The organism is Rhodococcus sp. 5A-K4, from assembly GCF_046097995.1.
Lineage (GTDB): Bacteria > Actinomycetota > Actinomycetes > Mycobacteriales > Mycobacteriaceae > Rhodococcus_F > Rhodococcus_F erythropolis.
Genome location: NZ_JBJURM010000010.1, coordinates 88,549 through 103,357, shown reverse-complemented (window position 1 = coordinate 103,357; position 14,809 = coordinate 88,549). Strand labels below are relative to the sequence as shown.

At 64.7% G+C, this 14,809-nt stretch carries 13 protein-coding genes; 8 read left to right on the top strand and 5 right to left on the bottom strand.

What is annotated here, in order from left to right; genetic code table 11:
- Positions 1-46 precede the first annotated feature (46 nt).
- Both ligA and ACKAMS_RS15360 read left to right on the top strand, forming a co-directional pair.
- Positions 47-2,128 carry an NAD-dependent DNA ligase LigA gene (gene ligA, locus ACKAMS_RS15365; protein WP_250885064.1) on the top strand — a complete coding sequence of 694 codons (2,082 nt, stop codon included), beginning with the start codon at positions 47-49 and terminating at the stop codon, positions 2,126-2,128.
- A 47-nt stretch (positions 2,129-2,175) separates the two neighbouring features.
- Positions 2,176-2,664 carry a GNAT family N-acetyltransferase gene (locus ACKAMS_RS15360; RefSeq protein WP_080910881.1) on the top strand — a complete coding sequence of 163 codons (489 nt, stop codon included), beginning with the start codon at positions 2,176-2,178 and terminating at the stop codon, positions 2,662-2,664.
- A gap of 13 nt (positions 2,665-2,677) precedes the next feature.
- On the opposite strand, the gene ACKAMS_RS15355 is transcribed toward ACKAMS_RS15360, so the two are convergent.
- Complete coding sequence (locus tag ACKAMS_RS15355) at positions 2,678-3,328, bottom strand: hypothetical protein (RefSeq protein WP_020969299.1); 651 nt, start codon at positions 3,326-3,328, stop codon at positions 2,678-2,680.
- A 301-nt stretch (positions 3,329-3,629) separates the two neighbouring features.
- Here ACKAMS_RS15355 and gatC point away from each other — a divergent pair, with 301 nt between their 5' ends.
- Together gatC and gatA are read left to right on the top strand one after the other, a co-directional pair.
- Positions 3,630-3,929 carry an Asp-tRNA(Asn)/Glu-tRNA(Gln) amidotransferase subunit GatC gene (gene gatC, locus ACKAMS_RS15350; protein WP_003944747.1) on the top strand — a complete coding sequence of 100 codons (300 nt, stop codon included), beginning with the start codon at positions 3,630-3,632 and terminating at the stop codon, positions 3,927-3,929.
- Entirely contained in the window at positions 3,926-5,404 is a 1,479-nt protein-coding gene (gene gatA / locus ACKAMS_RS15345; RefSeq protein ID WP_020907250.1) for an Asp-tRNA(Asn)/Glu-tRNA(Gln) amidotransferase subunit GatA, read from the top strand. The genes gatC and gatA overlap by 4 nt, the downstream gene beginning before the upstream one ends.
- 57 nt (positions 5,405-5,461) lie before the next feature.
- Here the strand turns inward: gatA and ACKAMS_RS15340 are convergent, their stop codons facing one another.
- Positions 5,462-6,862, bottom strand: coding sequence for an alpha/beta-hydrolase family protein (locus tag ACKAMS_RS15340; protein WP_408989210.1), 1,401 nt, complete (start codon positions 6,860-6,862; stop codon positions 5,462-5,464).
- On the bottom strand, positions 6,859-7,533 hold the full coding sequence (locus ACKAMS_RS15335) for a hypothetical protein (protein ID WP_029255103.1): 675 nt from the start codon (positions 7,531-7,533) through the stop codon (positions 6,859-6,861). Before ACKAMS_RS15335 ends, ACKAMS_RS15340 begins: the two co-directional genes overlap by 4 nt.
- Before the next feature lie 164 nt (positions 7,534-7,697).
- Here ACKAMS_RS15335 and ACKAMS_RS15330 point away from each other — a divergent pair, with 164 nt between their 5' ends.
- The 4 genes from ACKAMS_RS15330 (at position 7,698) to gatB (ending at position 12,328) form a co-directional block, all read left to right on the top strand.
- Entirely contained in the window at positions 7,698-8,972 is a 1,275-nt protein-coding gene (locus tag ACKAMS_RS15330; protein ID WP_322742213.1) for a histidine kinase, read from the top strand.
- A 9-nt stretch (positions 8,973-8,981) separates the two neighbouring features.
- Positions 8,982-9,644 (top strand): response regulator transcription factor, encoded by a 663-nt coding sequence (locus ACKAMS_RS15325; protein WP_007729374.1) that lies wholly within the window; start codon positions 8,982-8,984, stop codon positions 9,642-9,644.
- Positions 9,645-9,759: 115 nt separating this feature from the next.
- Positions 9,760-10,791, top strand: coding sequence for an ATP-dependent 6-phosphofructokinase (locus tag ACKAMS_RS15320; protein WP_019747919.1), 1,032 nt, complete (start codon positions 9,760-9,762; stop codon positions 10,789-10,791).
- A gap of 25 nt (positions 10,792-10,816) precedes the next feature.
- Positions 10,817-12,328 (top strand): Asp-tRNA(Asn)/Glu-tRNA(Gln) amidotransferase subunit GatB, encoded by a 1,512-nt coding sequence (gene gatB / locus ACKAMS_RS15315; protein ID WP_019747920.1) that lies wholly within the window; start codon positions 10,817-10,819, stop codon positions 12,326-12,328.
- Between the two features lie 88 nt (positions 12,329-12,416).
- On the opposite strand, the gene ACKAMS_RS15310 is transcribed toward gatB, so the two are convergent.
- Positions 12,417-13,463 carry an NAD(P)-dependent alcohol dehydrogenase gene (locus ACKAMS_RS15310; RefSeq protein ID WP_408989209.1) on the bottom strand — a complete coding sequence of 349 codons (1,047 nt, stop codon included), beginning with the start codon at positions 13,461-13,463 and terminating at the stop codon, positions 12,417-12,419.
- A gap of 139 nt (positions 13,464-13,602) precedes the next feature.
- Entirely contained in the window at positions 13,603-14,733 is a 1,131-nt protein-coding gene (locus ACKAMS_RS15305; RefSeq protein ID WP_408989208.1) for a PQQ-dependent sugar dehydrogenase, read from the bottom strand.
- Positions 14,734-14,809: the final 76 nt, after the last annotated feature.

Below are 14,809 nucleotides of genomic sequence, written 5' to 3'. Positions count from 1 at the left end.
GGTGTGAACCGATAATCTTCTAGCTGTGACTGAAACCGCGGATGCAATGCAGCCAGCGCCCAACGAGGCGCGCGAGCAGTGGACGGAGCTGGCCGAAGAGGTACGCCAGCATCAGTTCCGCTACTACGTTCGTGATGCGCCCGTCATTTCGGACGGTGCATTCGACACATTGCTCGGGCAGCTCAATGCTCTCGAAGAGCGGTACCCGGATCTGCGAACTCCCGACTCTCCGACGCAACTCGTCGGCGGCGGATTCGCGACGGACTTCACGTCCGTCGATCACCTCGAGCGGATGCTCAGCCTCGACAATGTCTTCGACGAGTCCGAACTCCGCGGATGGATCGCCAAGGTAGAGCAGGAAACCGGGCCGGAACTGCACTATCTCTGCGAAGTGAAAATCGACGGTGTCGCGCTCAATCTCGTCTACGAGAACGGCAAACTCGTGCGTGCGGCAACCCGCGGCGACGGTCGTACGGGCGAGTTGGTCACTCTCAATGCCCTGACGATCAACGACATCCCGGAGCGGCTCACCGCTACGGACGAATTCCCGATTCCAACCTTGCTCGAGGTGCGAGGAGAGGTGTTCTTCCGCCTCGAGGACTTCGCGGCACTCAATGCCTCCCTCGTGGAGGAGGGTAAGGCGCCGTTCGCCAATCCGCGCAACTCTGCGGCGGGCTCCCTGCGTCAGAAGAATCCTGCCGTCACCGCGCGTCGTCGCCTCGGCATGATCTGCCACGGGTTCGGGCGAATGGAAGGTTTCGAGCCGGCTTCGCAGTACGACGCCTACGTGGCCCTCGCCGCCTGGGGGCTGCCGGTGTCCACGCACACCTCGCGGGTGGTTGGCGCCGACGCCGTGGTCGAAAAGATGAAGTACTGGGGAGAACATCGCCACGACGTCGAGCACGAGATCGACGGGTTGGTGGTCAAGGTCGACGAGATGTCGTTGCATCGACGTCTGGGCACCACGTCCCGCGCACCACGGTGGGCGATCGCGTACAAGTACCCGCCGGAAGAGGTCACGACCAAGCTCCTCGACATCCGGGTCAGTGTCGGCCGCACGGGTCGCGTGACGCCGTTCGCGTACATGGAACCCGTCACGGTCGCGGGTTCCACTGTGTCCTTGGCCACCCTCCACAACGGCTCGGAGGTCAAGCGCAAGGGTGTGCTGATCGGCGACACCGTGGTGTTGCGCAAGGCTGGAGATGTCATCCCCGAGGTTCTCGGTCCCGTGGCAGACGTTCGTGACGGTACCGAGCGCGAGTTCGTGATGCCGACGCACTGCCCCGAGTGCGGCACGTTGTTGGCACCCGCGAAAGAGGGCGACGTCGACGTGCGATGCCCTAATCAGCAACACTGCCCGGCGCAGTTGCGCGAGCGTGTGTTCCACGTCTCGGGGCGCGGAGCATTCGACATCGAGGTGCTCGGTTACGAGGCCGCGACCGGGCTGCTGGAGGCGAAGGTCATCGGTGACGAGGGCGACCTCTTCTCACTCGACGCCGAGAAACTGATCGAGGTTCCGATCTTCCGCACCAATGCGGGAGCGCTGTCTGCCAACGGAAAACGCTTGCTGGCCAACCTGGATTCGGCCAAGGACAAGCCGCTGTGGAGAGTGCTTGTGGCACTGTCGATTCGGCACGTCGGCCCCACTGCCGCGAGGGCGTTGGCTGGCGAATTCGGTTCGCTGCAACGTATTCGGGAAGCGTCGGTCGACGAGTTGGCTGCAGTCGACGGTGTCGGATCCACAATCGCCGCCGCTGTCGTGGAGTGGTTCTCCGTCGACTGGCATCAGCAGATCGTCGACAAGTGGGCTTCGGCCGGGGTGCGCATGGAGGACGAGCGAGACGACTCGATTCCGCGCAATCTCGAGGGTCTCTCGATCGTCGTCACCGGTTCGCTCGAGACGTACTCGCGAGATCAGGCGAAGGAAGCGATTCTGGTGCGCGGCGGTAAGGCGGCTGGGTCGGTCTCGAAGAAGACTGCGTTTGTCGTCGTCGGTGAAGCGCCCGGTTCCAAGCATGACAAGGCAGTCGAATTGGGTGTGCCGGTGCTCGACGAAGACGGCTTCCGGCGGTTGCTCGAAGATGGCCCGGATGCGATCGCTCCCACCGATTTGGACGAATCAGAGTGACTTTGTCCGATTTCTGAGATTGGTGTGCTGGGTGCGATAGTGACGCCATGATCGAGATTCGTGAAGTTCTACCGGCTGAGTTCGAGACCGTCGGGGAACTGACTGTGCAGTCGTACGTGGGTGGCGGATTTGTCGCCGGCGGATCGCCGTACGCGGAGCGCCTGCGAGACACCGCAACTCGGGTGGAGCAGGGGCGGGTGCTGGTTGCCGTTCTCGGCGAAGAGGTCGTGGGTTCTTTGACGATCGCCGAACCCGGCACGCCCTTCGCGGATGTTGCGCAGAACGGCGAACTCGAGTTCCGCATGCTCGCGGTCTCGCCGCAGGCTCGGGGATCGGGCGCCGGAACCGCATTGGTTCGCGCAGTGATCGCCGAAGCCTACGACCGAGGCGATCACTCGGTGGTCATCTCGACGCAGCCCGAGATGGTCGATGCTCGTCGCATCTACGACCGCAACGGGTTCGTCCCCGATCCCGAGCGCGCGTGGGAGCCGATTCGCGGTATGGAGCTGACGGTCATGGTTCGCGGTCTGGCCTGATTACCCGGCCTGGTCAGCCCAGCACTGTCGCGACGATTCCGGCGAGATAGCCGAGGCGGGCTATCTCCGAAGGGCGAAATTCGGGTCCTCCGGGACGACCGAGCATGAGGACACGATTGCCGGAGCCGAGCGGTGCGGCAGCGAGGCTGGTGTTCATCTCTCGCCAGACGTCCGGAACCCAGTCGGCCTCGCCGTCGAGGGCGGTGGGCTTGTCCAGTGGCATCCACGGAATGTCGGTGGCATGGGTTTCCGGCGCGCCGGCGCTACCGACGACGCGGTACGCACCGTGCTTGCCGATGTCCGCGACGACGCACCAGCCGACTCGCAGTACACGCGGCGCGCCGTCGACGAGGACCTGTAGTCGATCGTTTCGGGCTGTCGCAACGGAATCGATGAGTTCGAGCTCACGATGGGTGTCGAGAATCCCGGCGTAGGGGCGGATCGAATCGACCAGCACGTCGGGCAGATGCTCGGCAGCGGTGATCAAGGTGTCGGGCAGTGCGCCCGGTTCGACGTCGACCACGAGGTCGTCGATGGCAAAACCGTCGCCTCGCTCCACGACGTCGAGGGAGAGGATGTCTGCGCCCACGGATCCGAGAGCTACGGCGAGCGCGCCGAGGCTGCCGGGTCGGTCGGGCAGTTGGACGCGAAGCAGGTACGACACGCGCGTGCCTTTCGCTGATCGGTTCTCGCCCGGATCACGTCGACCCGGGCCACACCCATCTTTGCACTTGCTCAGCACGCGTTGGTGGGCGCCGCGGCGGGGTCACACCGGGTGCACATGCTTGTCACACGAGCGAAACACGAGGTGGATTCGACGTGGCGGTGGACACAGTAGGCGTGCGTACCGGTCGACACAGCAGGCGTGATTACAGGGACACAGCAGGCGTGCTTACAGGTCTGTCGCGGCGAGGAACTAGGCTGGACCGGCAATGTTCACGTCCTCTTCCGAAAGGGGCCCCGCGGTGCCTGCCATCTCCCGTGACGAGGTCGCGCACCTCGCGCGGCTGTCCAGACTCGCCCTGTCCGATGCCGAACTCGACGAGTTCGCCGGTCAGTTGGATTCGATTCTCAACCACGTCAAGGTGGTCACCGAGGTTGCGGCCGACGACGTCCCGCCCATGGCGAACCCCAATGCCGTCACCAACGTGACGCGCCCCGACGTGATCGTGCCCGGGTTGACCCCCGAGCAGGCATTGTCCGGAGCACCCGCAGTCGAACAGGATCGCTTTGCGGTTCCGCAGATCCTTGGAGAGGGCGAATGACCGATCTGACCACGCTGGACGCCGCTGAGCTGGCCGGCAAGATCCACTCGCGTGAGGTGTCCTCGGTAGAGGTCACGCAGGCGCATCTCGACCGCATCGCTGCCGTCGACACCGAGTACCACGCCTTCCTGCACGTTGCCGGTGAACAGGCTCTCGAAGCCGCCGCAGCAGTGGACAACTCGCTCGCAGGCGGAAACGAACCCGCTTCGGCACTCGCCGGAGTTCCGATTGCGTTGAAGGACATCTTCACAACGACGGACATGCCGACCACCTGTGCGTCGAAGATTCTCGAAGGCTGGGTTGCGCCGTACGACGCGACCCTGACGAGCAAGCTTCGCGCTGCGGGCATCCCGATCCTCGGCAAGACGAACCTCGACGAATTTGCGATGGGCTCCTCCACGGAGAACTCCGCATTCGGTCCGACGCGTAACCCGTGGGATGTCACCCGCATCCCCGGCGGATCCGGTGGTGGTAGCGCTGCAGCGCTCGCGTCGCGTCAGGCCCCGTTGGCCATCGGCACCGACACCGGAGGGTCGATCCGTCAGCCCGCTGCGGTCACCGCGACGGTCGGAACCAAGCCGACGTACGGAACTGTCTCGCGCTTCGGGCTCGTCGCGTGCGCCTCCTCGCTCGATCAGGGTGGCCCCTGTGGTCGCACCGTGCTCGACACCGCTCTGCTGCACGAGGTCATCGCCGGGCACGATCCGCGTGACTCCACGTCCATCGACGCCCCCGTGCGTCCGGTGGTCGCTGCGGCACGTGAGGGTGCAGCCGGGGACCTGCGCGGCGTCAAGGTCGGTGTGGTCAAGGAACTTCACTCCGACAGCTACCAGCCCGGCGTCATCGCTTCCTTCGACGCTGCTGTCGAGCAACTCAAGGCTTTGGGCGCCGAAGTTGTCGAGGTTTCGTGCCCGAGCTTCGAGCACGCGCTCGCGTCGTACTACCTGGTGCTGCCCAGTGAGGTCTCGTCCAACCTGGCCCGCTTCGACGCCATGCGCTACGGACTGCGCGTCGACGAAGGCAACATGAGTGCCGACCAGGTCATGGCGGCAACCCGCGCCGCCGGTTTCGGCCCGGAGGTCAAGCGCCGCATCATGATCGGTACCTACGCACTGTCCTCGGGCTACTACGACGCCTACTACGGTTCGGCGCTCAAGGTTCGTACCCTCATCGCACGCGATTTCGACAAGGCCTACGAGAAGGTAGACGTACTGGTCTCGCCGACCAGCCCGTTCACGCCGTGGAAGTTGGGGGAGAAGGTCGGCGATCCGTTGGCCATGTACCTCTCCGACCTGTGCACGCTGCCGACCAACCTGGCCGGACACTGCGCCATGTCGGTGCCATCGGGTCTGTCCGCGGACGACAACCTGCCGGTGGGCCTGCAGATCATGGCGCCCGCCATGGCTGACGAGCGCCTCTACCGTGTCGGTGCCGCCTACGAAGCTGCTCGCGGCCCGATTGCAACTGCAGTCTGACCTGTTTGCTGTGCGCCTTTATTAACCCCCCGCGGTTAATAAAGGCGCACAGCAGTTTCAGGAGCAAGTCCCCAAAGCTGTCCCCTGATCGGTTCCGTAGCGGTGGCCGTGACCGGCGGGTACACCGAGCGAACCGAGCATGTCGACGGTGGTCTGCAAGAACGTGACGCCCGGGATCCACTGCGGGATCGGGCCGTCCTGCACGGCACGGCTCAGATCCGGCTTCTGCGTCGCGAGGGCGGGGGACCACCACACCACCGGGTCGGACGTGTTCGCGAGGACGGTTGCGCCGTCCGTTCGTGTCGCGCCGGCCGGGGGACCGGCCCACAACACGTCGCACGGGACGGTGGCACTGCTCTCGGACAGAGCCTCGGTCAGTGCGGCGCTGCCGCCGACGGCGCCGAGGCTCTGTCCGTAGAGGAACAGGTCCGGTCGCTCTTCGGCAGGCATCGCGGCAATGTGGCTACCGACAGCCGTGAACAGGGCGGTGGCTGATTCTTCGGCGTCGTCGCGGCTGAACAGGAATGTCGCCCAACTGGGTGCGTCGGAGTATTGCTGTCCGACTATCGCGACGTCTCCGCCGAACCGTTGCTCGATACCGTCGACTGCGTGGGTGTCGATCCAGCCCGAGCCGGTCGGAACGGCCACCACGACGCTGTTGCGGGCGAAGCCGCCGACGCGATCGAGCTCACTCACGGCGAGAGCGGCACGCGATGCGGCATCGGGTGCGGAATCCACACCGGCGTAGACGCGCACCGAGTCTTCGCCTGCAGCAACGAACTTGCGTCCCTCCGCGCCCATCGAGGTCCACGAGATGAGCGATTCGGAGCTGCCTGTCGCGGAGGTCGAAAGTGGCTGTGTCAGAGCGGTGTCGATGTACGCGTTGGACTTGTCGAACGAATCGGCGAGACCGTTCCAGACGGCGGGACCGACGACCAACTGCACGCCGAGGACTCCCATGACCAGTGCGCCCACGCTCCGCGCGAAACCCATCCACCGCAGCGCCTTCGAAAGTCCGACCCCGAGGCCCCAGAGTGCAAGGGCGGTCAGCGAGGCAATGCACCCCGCCTCCACCCAGTGGATCAGCCCGGCAGGCGGTGCGCCCATCGCTGCTCGCAGCGAGTTCTGCCAACCGGCGGCGGCGAACATCGCAACTGCGGTGCCGGCAGTCGACAACCCGAACGCGGTGATGCGCCAATGACGTTCGTCGAATCGGGCCTTGACCCGGTCGGGGACGAGCCGACGGGCTACCGCGGAGAACGCCCACATCGCCAGTAGTCCGATCGCGACGAGCAGACCGCTGAACACCCCTTGGAGTACGGCTGATCTCGGCAGCAGTCCAGGGGCAAGTGAGACGGCGGACATCGCTGCCACGGCGACGCTCGCGGACACCCGGGGGAGTGCGAGCGCCCCGACTCGGGCGAGAACGGGGGTCCGTGACGCATTCAGAACGCTCATGCTGCAATCGCTTTCGGGGAGAAGGAGAACTCGTTCGACGGATCGAGGCGCCGCGATCGCATCAGGGTGAAGCCGAGGGCGGAAACTGCCAGAACTCCGGCCGTGCCGTAACCGAACCCCGATTCCGCGACCGGAGTCAGATAGCTTTGGCGCCAAGAGTTTCCGTTCACCGCTGTGACGGCGACATCGGCCATCGCGAAGCAATACCCACGTGAGAGAAAGGACGTGCGGTCTTCACAGGCCGCATGCATTCGCTCGTCGAGCTGACCGTCGAGGACCTGGCGGGCCCACGGCCCCAGTTCCGTTCCGTGCGAATGCGCGTAGCGGAGTAGGTCGTACCCGAGATCGTGTGCTTTGCAGGCCGAGTCGAATTCGTCGGGAAGCGGAATCGGTGACGAGCAGTCGCCGTGGGGGTTGGCGAGGTATCCGTCGACGACGGTAGGCGTGTATCCGGCAAATGCGGCGAAATCCGACGGGATGGTGGTCGCAGCATCAGAGGCATCCGCGGTAGTCACAGTGGCGATCGCCCTGGATGCGTTCGAATTCTCGGTGCGCGGCGGCTCGGCTCCGCTCGCTCCGGCAGTGACGGTGATCGCTGCCGTTGCCGCCAGCGCCAGGGCAGCCCAGGTGCCGGCGCTTCGAGAGAGGTCTTTCACTCGTGTGATCCGCATGCCGTTCACGCTATGAACGGACAATCCTGGCGGTCATCGCTCTGGAGAGGGGTTCTCCGACGTGCGATCGGGTGAGAATTCCCTCCCCTGTGATACCTCGGAGGTAGGGGGATCTCACTCTGCAGTATGAGGACTTTCGGGGTTCGCCTTCATAGGCTTGACGGGTGATCAAGGTCCGAAGGAAGAACAGAGGCGCACCGGGTGTGCCCGCGCCGACATACACCACTGCCGGGTCGATGCTGTCCGGCCTCGACGGGGCGGTCGTACATTCGGAGAAGGTGCGCCGGGCAACCAGTTTCGTGGCCCGCGGTCAGTTCTGGAACATCGTCATCGTAGTGATCACTCTGATCCTCTATTCGATTGCCTGGCCGACACTGCAACTGACGCATCATGTTTCGCCACCGATCATGCCGTTCGTCGCCGCGTTGGCCGCCTTTCCGTTTGTCCTGATCCGGATCAACGCTCCATTGGGGTGGGCGGTGTCGGCGGTGTCGGCACTGATCATCCCGTTGGTGTTCGACAACACAACTGGTTACGACTACCCGTGGCAGGTCGTCCACATCATCGTGCTGATGTCGTTGCTCGCCGCGGTGAGTCTGCGGGCGCCCATTCAGGTTGTCGGCGTCGCCTGGATCGCCACGGTGCTGCTTTTCCTCGGCAACGCTCCGGGAAGCGACGGAGCCGGTTGGGCTGTCGGATTGAGCGCGCTGGTGGTCTTCTGCCTGCTGATCCGCTGGTTGGTTCTCTCTCGTCGTCAATTGGCCAAGCAGGAAGAAGTCAGTGAACTCGAGCGCACTCGGCGAACGATCCTCGAGGAGAAGGCGCGGATCGCCCGCGACTTGCACGACATCGTGGCCCACCACATGTCGATGGTGGTCGTGCAAGCGCAGAGTGCGCCGTACCGACTCGATGCGGTCACTCCCGAGATCCGGACCGAATTCGAATCGATAAGTGAGACAGGGCGAGCAGCGCTCAACGAGATTCGTGGTCTCCTCGGAGTGCTGCGCAGCGACGGTGACTCCGTGGTGACGGCCCCGCAACCGGGCGTCGATCAGTTAGACGACCTGCTGCTCGGCAGTACCCGTGCCGGACTTCCGGTGTCGTGGCGAGTCGACGGAGATCGAGCGTCGGTCTCGGAATCCACGGGCCTTGCGCTCTACCGGATCATTCAGGAGTCGATTACCAATGCGGCCAGGCATTCACCAGGCGGACCCATCGACGTCGCCGTGGCGTTCGGCCCGCAATCGGTGAGCGCGCTCGTGAACAACGGGCCTTCGCCATTGGGTGGCAATCAGCACTCGGCGTCGGAAACCACTGGTGGCAACGGAATACGCGGAATGCGTGAGCGGGCTTCGGCGGTGGGCGGCATGCTGTTGGCAAACCGGCGCGAGGACGGAGGGTTCGAGGTCCGGGCCGAGTTGCCGTCGATGCCCGCCTAGGCTGTCCGAGTGCCCATCACAGTATTCATCGCAGACGACCAGGCGATGGTTCGACAAGGGTTCGGAGCCCTACTCTCCGCCCAGCCCGACATCAGCGTGATCGGCGATGCGCCGGACGGCAAGATCGCCGTCGCCGAGGTCGCGCGATTGCGTCCGGACGTGGTGTTGATGGATGTTCGTATGCCCGAGATGAACGGACTCGACGCTGCCCGCCAGATTCTGTCCGCCGGATGGGAGCCGCCGGTGCGAGTCCTCATGCTTACCACTTTCGACATCGACGATTACGTCTACGAGGCCCTGAGCGTCGGAGCGAGCGGGTTCATGCTCAAGGACGCACCGGCTGAGGAACTGATTCGGGCGGTGCGCGTCGTCGCCGAAGGGCAGGCCTTGCTGGCGCCGACGGTGACGCGTCGCCTGATTGCCGATGTGACCAGCCGGCGGGCCGCACCGCGCGCACGGCCCGCAGCGCTCGATGCGCTGACCCCGCGTGAGCGCGAGGTCCTCGAACTGATTGCCCGCGGATTGTCCAACGTCGAGATTGCCGAGCGGCTGTTCGTCGCAGAGCAGACCGTCAAGACCCATGTCGGGAAGGTGCTGTCCAAGCTCGATCTGCGCGATCGCGCCCAGGCAGTCGTGTTGGCGTACGAAAGCGGGCTCGTCACGCCGGGTTAGGGGTCCCGTGCGGCGCGGCGTTGCGGCTCGGCAACGCCGCTATCCTGCGGCAATACGGTGACTGGGGGAAGATGGACACCAAGATCCACAATCCGGTCACGAGAGGTGCTGCACTATGCGAATCGGAATCCTCACGGGCGGCGGCGACTGCCCGGGCTTGAACGCGGTCATCCGCGCCGTCGTACGTACGTCGGCCGGTCGTTACGGCAGTACCGTGGTCGGATTCCGGGACGGCTGGCGAGGATTGCTCGAGGACCGCAAGGTCCCGCTCGACTCCGATGACCGCATCAACCGCATCCTCACCCGCGGCGGCACGATCCTCGGCACCGCTCGCGTGAACCCCGACAAACTCCGTGCGGGCCTCGATCAGATCAAGCAGACCCTCGACGACAACGGGATCGACGTCCTGATCCCGATCGGCGGCGAAGGCACACTCACCGCGGCCAGTTGGCTTTCCGAGAGCGGCGTACCCGTGATCGGTGTGCCCAAGACGATCGACAACGACATCGATTGCACCGACGTGACTTTCGGTTTCGACACCGCCTTGGCTGTCGCCACCGACGCCATCGACAGGCTCCACACCACGGCCGAATCGCACCAGCGCGTCATGCTCGTCGAGGTCATGGGCCGGCATGCGGGCTGGATCGCGCTGCAGGCCGGACTGGCGTCGGGGGCACACCTGACTCTGGTTCCGGAACAGCCGTTCGACGTCGACGAGGTGTGCGCGATGGTCAAGAAGCGCTTCCAGCGTGGCGACTCCCACTTCATCTGCGTCGTGGCTGAAGGTGCGATGCCCGATCCCGCGTCGATGACTCTGCGCGAAGGTGGCATCGACGAGTTCGGCCACAAGATCTTCACCGGTGTCGCGCAGCAGCTCGGAAACGAGATCGAGCGCCGGATCGGCAAGGAAGTTCGCACCACCGTCCTCGGACACATCCAGCGCGGTGGCACCCCGACGCCGCACGACCGCATCCTCGCCACTCGCTTCGGCGTTCATGCCACCGACGCAGCTCACCGCGGAGATTTCGGTCAGATGGTCGCGTTGCACGGAACGTCCATCGACCTCGTTCCGCTCGCCGAGGCGACCCGCAAACTCAAGACGGTGCCCAAGGAGCGCTACGAGGAGGCAGCCGCATTCTTCGGCTGAGCCGCAGACGCATAAACTGATCACCATGACTGCTGTCGATGCGCCCGACATCCTCGATTACGACGAAGTACTGACCAAGTACGAGCCTGTGATGGGTATGGAGGTGCACGTAGAACTCGGCACCGCGACCAAGATGTTCTGCCCGTGCCCCACCGAGTTCGGTGCCGAACCCAATACCCAGGTGTGCCCGGTCTGTCTGGGCATGCCCGGTTCGTTGCCGGTGGTGAACGCAGCCGCTGTCGAGTCCGCGATCCGGATCGGCCTTGCTCTCAACTGCTCCATCACGCCTTGGGGCCGATTCGCACGCAAGAACTACTTCTACCCGGATCAGCCGAAGAACTACCAGATTTCCCAGTACGACGAGCCGATCGCAACCGAGGGATACCTCGACGTGATCCTCGACGACGGGACGACGTGGCGTGTCGACATCGAGCGCGCACACATGGAGGAGGACACCGGTAAGTCCCTCCACGTCGGTGGCGCTACGGGCCGTATCCACGGTGCGAGCCACTCACTGCTCGACTACAACCGTGCGGGTGTGCCGCTGGTGGAGATCGTCACCAAGACCATCCACGGTGCCGGTGAGCGCGCTCCCGAGGTTGCCCGCGCCTACGTGACGGCGCTTCGTGATCTGCTCAAATCACTCGACGTCTCGGACGTGCGGATGGATCAGGGATCGATGCGCTGCGACGCCAACATCTCGCTGATGCCGATCGGCGCCAAGGAACTCGGAACGCGTACCGAGACCAAGAACGTCAACTCCCTCAAGAGCGTCGAGGTCGCAGTTCGCTACGAAATGCGCCGTCAGGCAGCAGTTCTCGACGCCGGCGGCGAGGTCATCCAGGAGACCCGCCACTTCCAGGAAGCCGACGGCACCACCGCCGCCGGACGCCGCAAGGAAACGGCCGAGGACTACCGCTACTTCCCGGAACCGGATCTCGAGCCTGTTGCTCCGAGCGCCGAGTGGGTCGAAGAACTGCGCGGCACCTTGCCGGAGCTTCCCTGGATTCGCCGCGCGCGGATCCAGAAGGACTGGGGAATCTCCGACGAGGTCATGCGTGACCTCGTCAACGCCGGCGCCATCGATCTGGTGATTGCGACCACCGAAGCCGGTGCTTCGCCCGAGGCAGCGCGCTCCTGGTGGCTGTCCTACCTGTCGCAGCAGGCCAACACCCGCGGCGTCGAACTCGGCGCTCTGCCGATCACCCCGGCGCAGGTTGCGCAGGTCGTAGCTCTCATCGACAGCGGCAAGCTCAACAACAAGGTCGCTCGCCAGGTCGTCGATCACGTCCTCGACGGCGAGGGTGACCCGGAGCAGGTTGTCGCGGCCCACCCGGAGTTGGTCGTCGAACGTGACGAAACCAAGCTCAAGGCAGCCGTCGACGAGGCACTCGCAGCCAACCCCGACATCGCGGACAAGATCCGCAGCGGCAAGGTCCAGGCCGCCGGAAAGATCGTCGGCGACGTCATGAAGGCCACCCGAGGACAGGCAGACGCGGCTCGTGTGAAGGAACTTGTCATCGAGGCGTGCAGCTAGCGCACACTGAATTTCTGACACTGATGCCCGGCCGAATCGAATTCGGCCGGGCATCAGTATTTACCGCTGTCGTTTTGCCGCTGTCGGTCTACAGACCAGGGATCACAACCGCACGGCCGCTGAGCGTTCCGGCAGCCAGTCGTCGATACGCTTCGGCACCGTTGTCGAGACTGAAGGTCTCCACCGCGATGTCGAAGATGCCGGCGTGGGCGAGGTCGATCAATTCGATCAACTCGTTGCGGGCACCCCAATACGGAACTGTCACCGAAGCCTCGTAAGGACTTTGGAAGAACCCGACTTTGGCGTGGGCCTGGCCGTCCCCGATCCCGACGATCGTGACGTCTGATCCGACGCCGGCGACAGCCATCGCGGTGTCGATGGTGGGCTGGTAGCCGACGAAGTCGAGAACCAGTGCGGCGCCTTGACTTCCAGTGATCTTGCGGACGTTCTCGGCCGCGTCCTTGTCGGACAGAACCACTTCGTGAGCGCCTACCTTGGTTGCCAGTTCGAGCTTGTCCGCGCTCACGTCCAAAGCGATGACCGTTGCCGCCGAGAGGTGACGGAGGAGCTGAATGGCGACGTGGCCGAGCCCGCCAGTGCCAATGACAACCGCGTACGAGCCTCCGCGAAGTTTCGGCAGAGAACGCTTGATCGCGTGGTACGGCGTCAGACCGGCGTCGGTCAGCGGCACCGTCTTGACCGGGTCGAGGTCACCGATCGGGACAAGGTGGCGAGGAGAATCGACGATCATGAACTCGGCCAACGCGCCGGGTGCACCGAGACCGGGAGGATTGATGCCGAGTTCTTGGGCGCGAGAGCAATAGTTCTCGAGTCCTTGTGAGCAGTGCCAACAGTTGCCGCAACCCCAAGGCCCGTAGACGACGACATTGGTTCCGATGTCGAGACCTTCGACACCCTCGCCGACGGCGGCGACCTTGCCTGCGCCTTCGTGGCCGAGCGTGAGCGGAAGGCCGTAGGTGTACTGCTCTTCGGGCAGGCTCATGATGAAGTCGTCCGAGTGGCAGACGCCGGCAGCGGTGACTTCCAGGAGCACTTCACCTGGACCGGGCTCGGGTTTGGGAATTTCCGTGAGTTCGGGTTCCGCGCCGATTCTCGTGTACTGGATTGCCTTCATTCCGACTCCTTTGTCGTGGTTGGCCAACCGCTCCTGGCACATGCGGAGTGATTAGCCCCGCTAACAAAAGAGTACGCATCTGTGCATGTTCGGTCACGCGATCCGTGACCGAACAGACATGCTGCTCGGCGATCTCAGGTCAGTCGATCCCGCCGCTGCCACTCGGCATCGGGATCTTGACCACCTTGTCGTCGTTCGGCCCCGGCTCGCCCGCGGTCTTGTTGATCGTGCTCGCCCACATCAAACCGTCGGATCCGAGCGCCAAACCGCCCAGTTGGCCGTACGTGTCTTTCGCCACTGCCGACGGTGCGGTCGTGACTGCTCCTGTTCCCGGATCGGCGGCCAGCGCCGAGATCGCTTTGCCGGCCCCCAGCGCGACAGCTACCACTCCCTGCGCTGCGATGCACCCGCCGACTCCGGGTCGGTCGGGCCACGTCCACGCGGGGGATGTCACCGTGCCGTCGGCGCCGACGCGTTGGAGGCGATCTTCGAGAGTGGTTCGGTCGGTGACCCACGTCGCGATGCCTGGATCGACACATACGCCGCCGCCGTTTCCGATTCCGGACAGAACAACTTCTGGGCGAGGCGGCGCAGCGTTGGGCGTCAGCGATCGGACTCGCAACAGCTTCCCCGCCAACGAGCCAGGATCCTGAGCAACCGCAGGGTTGCCGGTATCGCCGGTCAGGACCATGAGCTGGTCCGGGGCCGCGAACTCGAGTGATCCGCCGTTGCCGCTTGCACCGCGCGGGATTCCGCCGAGGACCTCCTTGGCGGTGTCACCGGGAGCAATGCGGACCACCCGGTTGTCGGTTCCGGTGGTGACGTAGGCATAGATCAGGTTGTCTTCGACAAATGTGGGGGAGAGGGCGATGTCGAGCAGTCCGCCGTCGCCGCTGCCGTCGACATCGATCTTGGCAACCTCGACCGGTGTCGTGTTGGGGGCTACCTGTATGATTCGGCCGGTTCGCCGTTCGGCCACCAGCCCGGAGTTCCCGTCCGGGAGTGTGACGAGGCCGCCGGTGGTGTCGAGACAGGTTGCGATCACGGCGGTGTCGGCGTCCTGACACGGCCCGAGGGGGCCGGTCCGCGGCGCCGGCGGCGTGGTCGACGGCGGCGGGTTCTCCGGCTGCACTTCGGCGCTTGCCTGGTTGGTCGGTTCGGGTGTGAACGGCGAGGCAGTCGATTCGTCGAAGTTCGCGCAACCTGCGAGCAACGATGTCCCGAGCACCAGAGCCAGTGCGCCCAGCGCTGCATGCCTACCCGTAGTCATGCCCAAGACGTTACGTAACCCACGGCAGATGCCGCCACGCCGGACCAAGGTTCCCCGTCGAGTTCGTGAATCGGCC

Excerpts from the sequence above, each read along its gene's own strand:
- ACKAMS_RS15320 (WP_019747919.1), top strand. The coding sequence starts at position 9,760 with ATGCGAATCGGAATCCTCACGGGCGGCGGCGACTGCCCGGGCTTGAAC.
- ACKAMS_RS15360 (WP_080910881.1), top strand. The coding sequence starts at position 2,176 with ATGATCGAGATTCGTGAAGTTCTACCGGCTGAGTTCGAGACCGTCGGG.
- ACKAMS_RS15335 (WP_029255103.1), bottom strand. The coding sequence starts at position 7,533 with ATGCGGATCACACGAGTGAAAGACCTCTCTCGAAGCGCCGGCACCTGG.
- ACKAMS_RS15305 (WP_408989208.1), bottom strand. The coding sequence starts at position 14,733 with ATGACTACGGGTAGGCATGCAGCGCTGGGCGCACTGGCTCTGGTGCTC.
- ACKAMS_RS15340 (WP_408989210.1), bottom strand. The coding sequence starts at position 6,862 with ATGAGCGTTCTGAATGCGTCACGGACCCCCGTTCTCGCCCGAGTCGGG.
- gatB (WP_019747920.1), top strand. The coding sequence starts at position 10,817 with ATGACTGCTGTCGATGCGCCCGACATCCTCGATTACGACGAAGTACTG.
- ACKAMS_RS15310 (WP_408989209.1), bottom strand. The coding sequence starts at position 13,463 with ATGAAGGCAATCCAGTACACGAGAATCGGCGCGGAACCCGAACTCACG.
- gatA (WP_020907250.1), top strand. The coding sequence starts at position 3,926 with ATGACCGATCTGACCACGCTGGACGCCGCTGAGCTGGCCGGCAAGATC.
- ligA (WP_250885064.1), top strand. The coding sequence starts at position 47 with ATGCAGCCAGCGCCCAACGAGGCGCGCGAGCAGTGGACGGAGCTGGCC.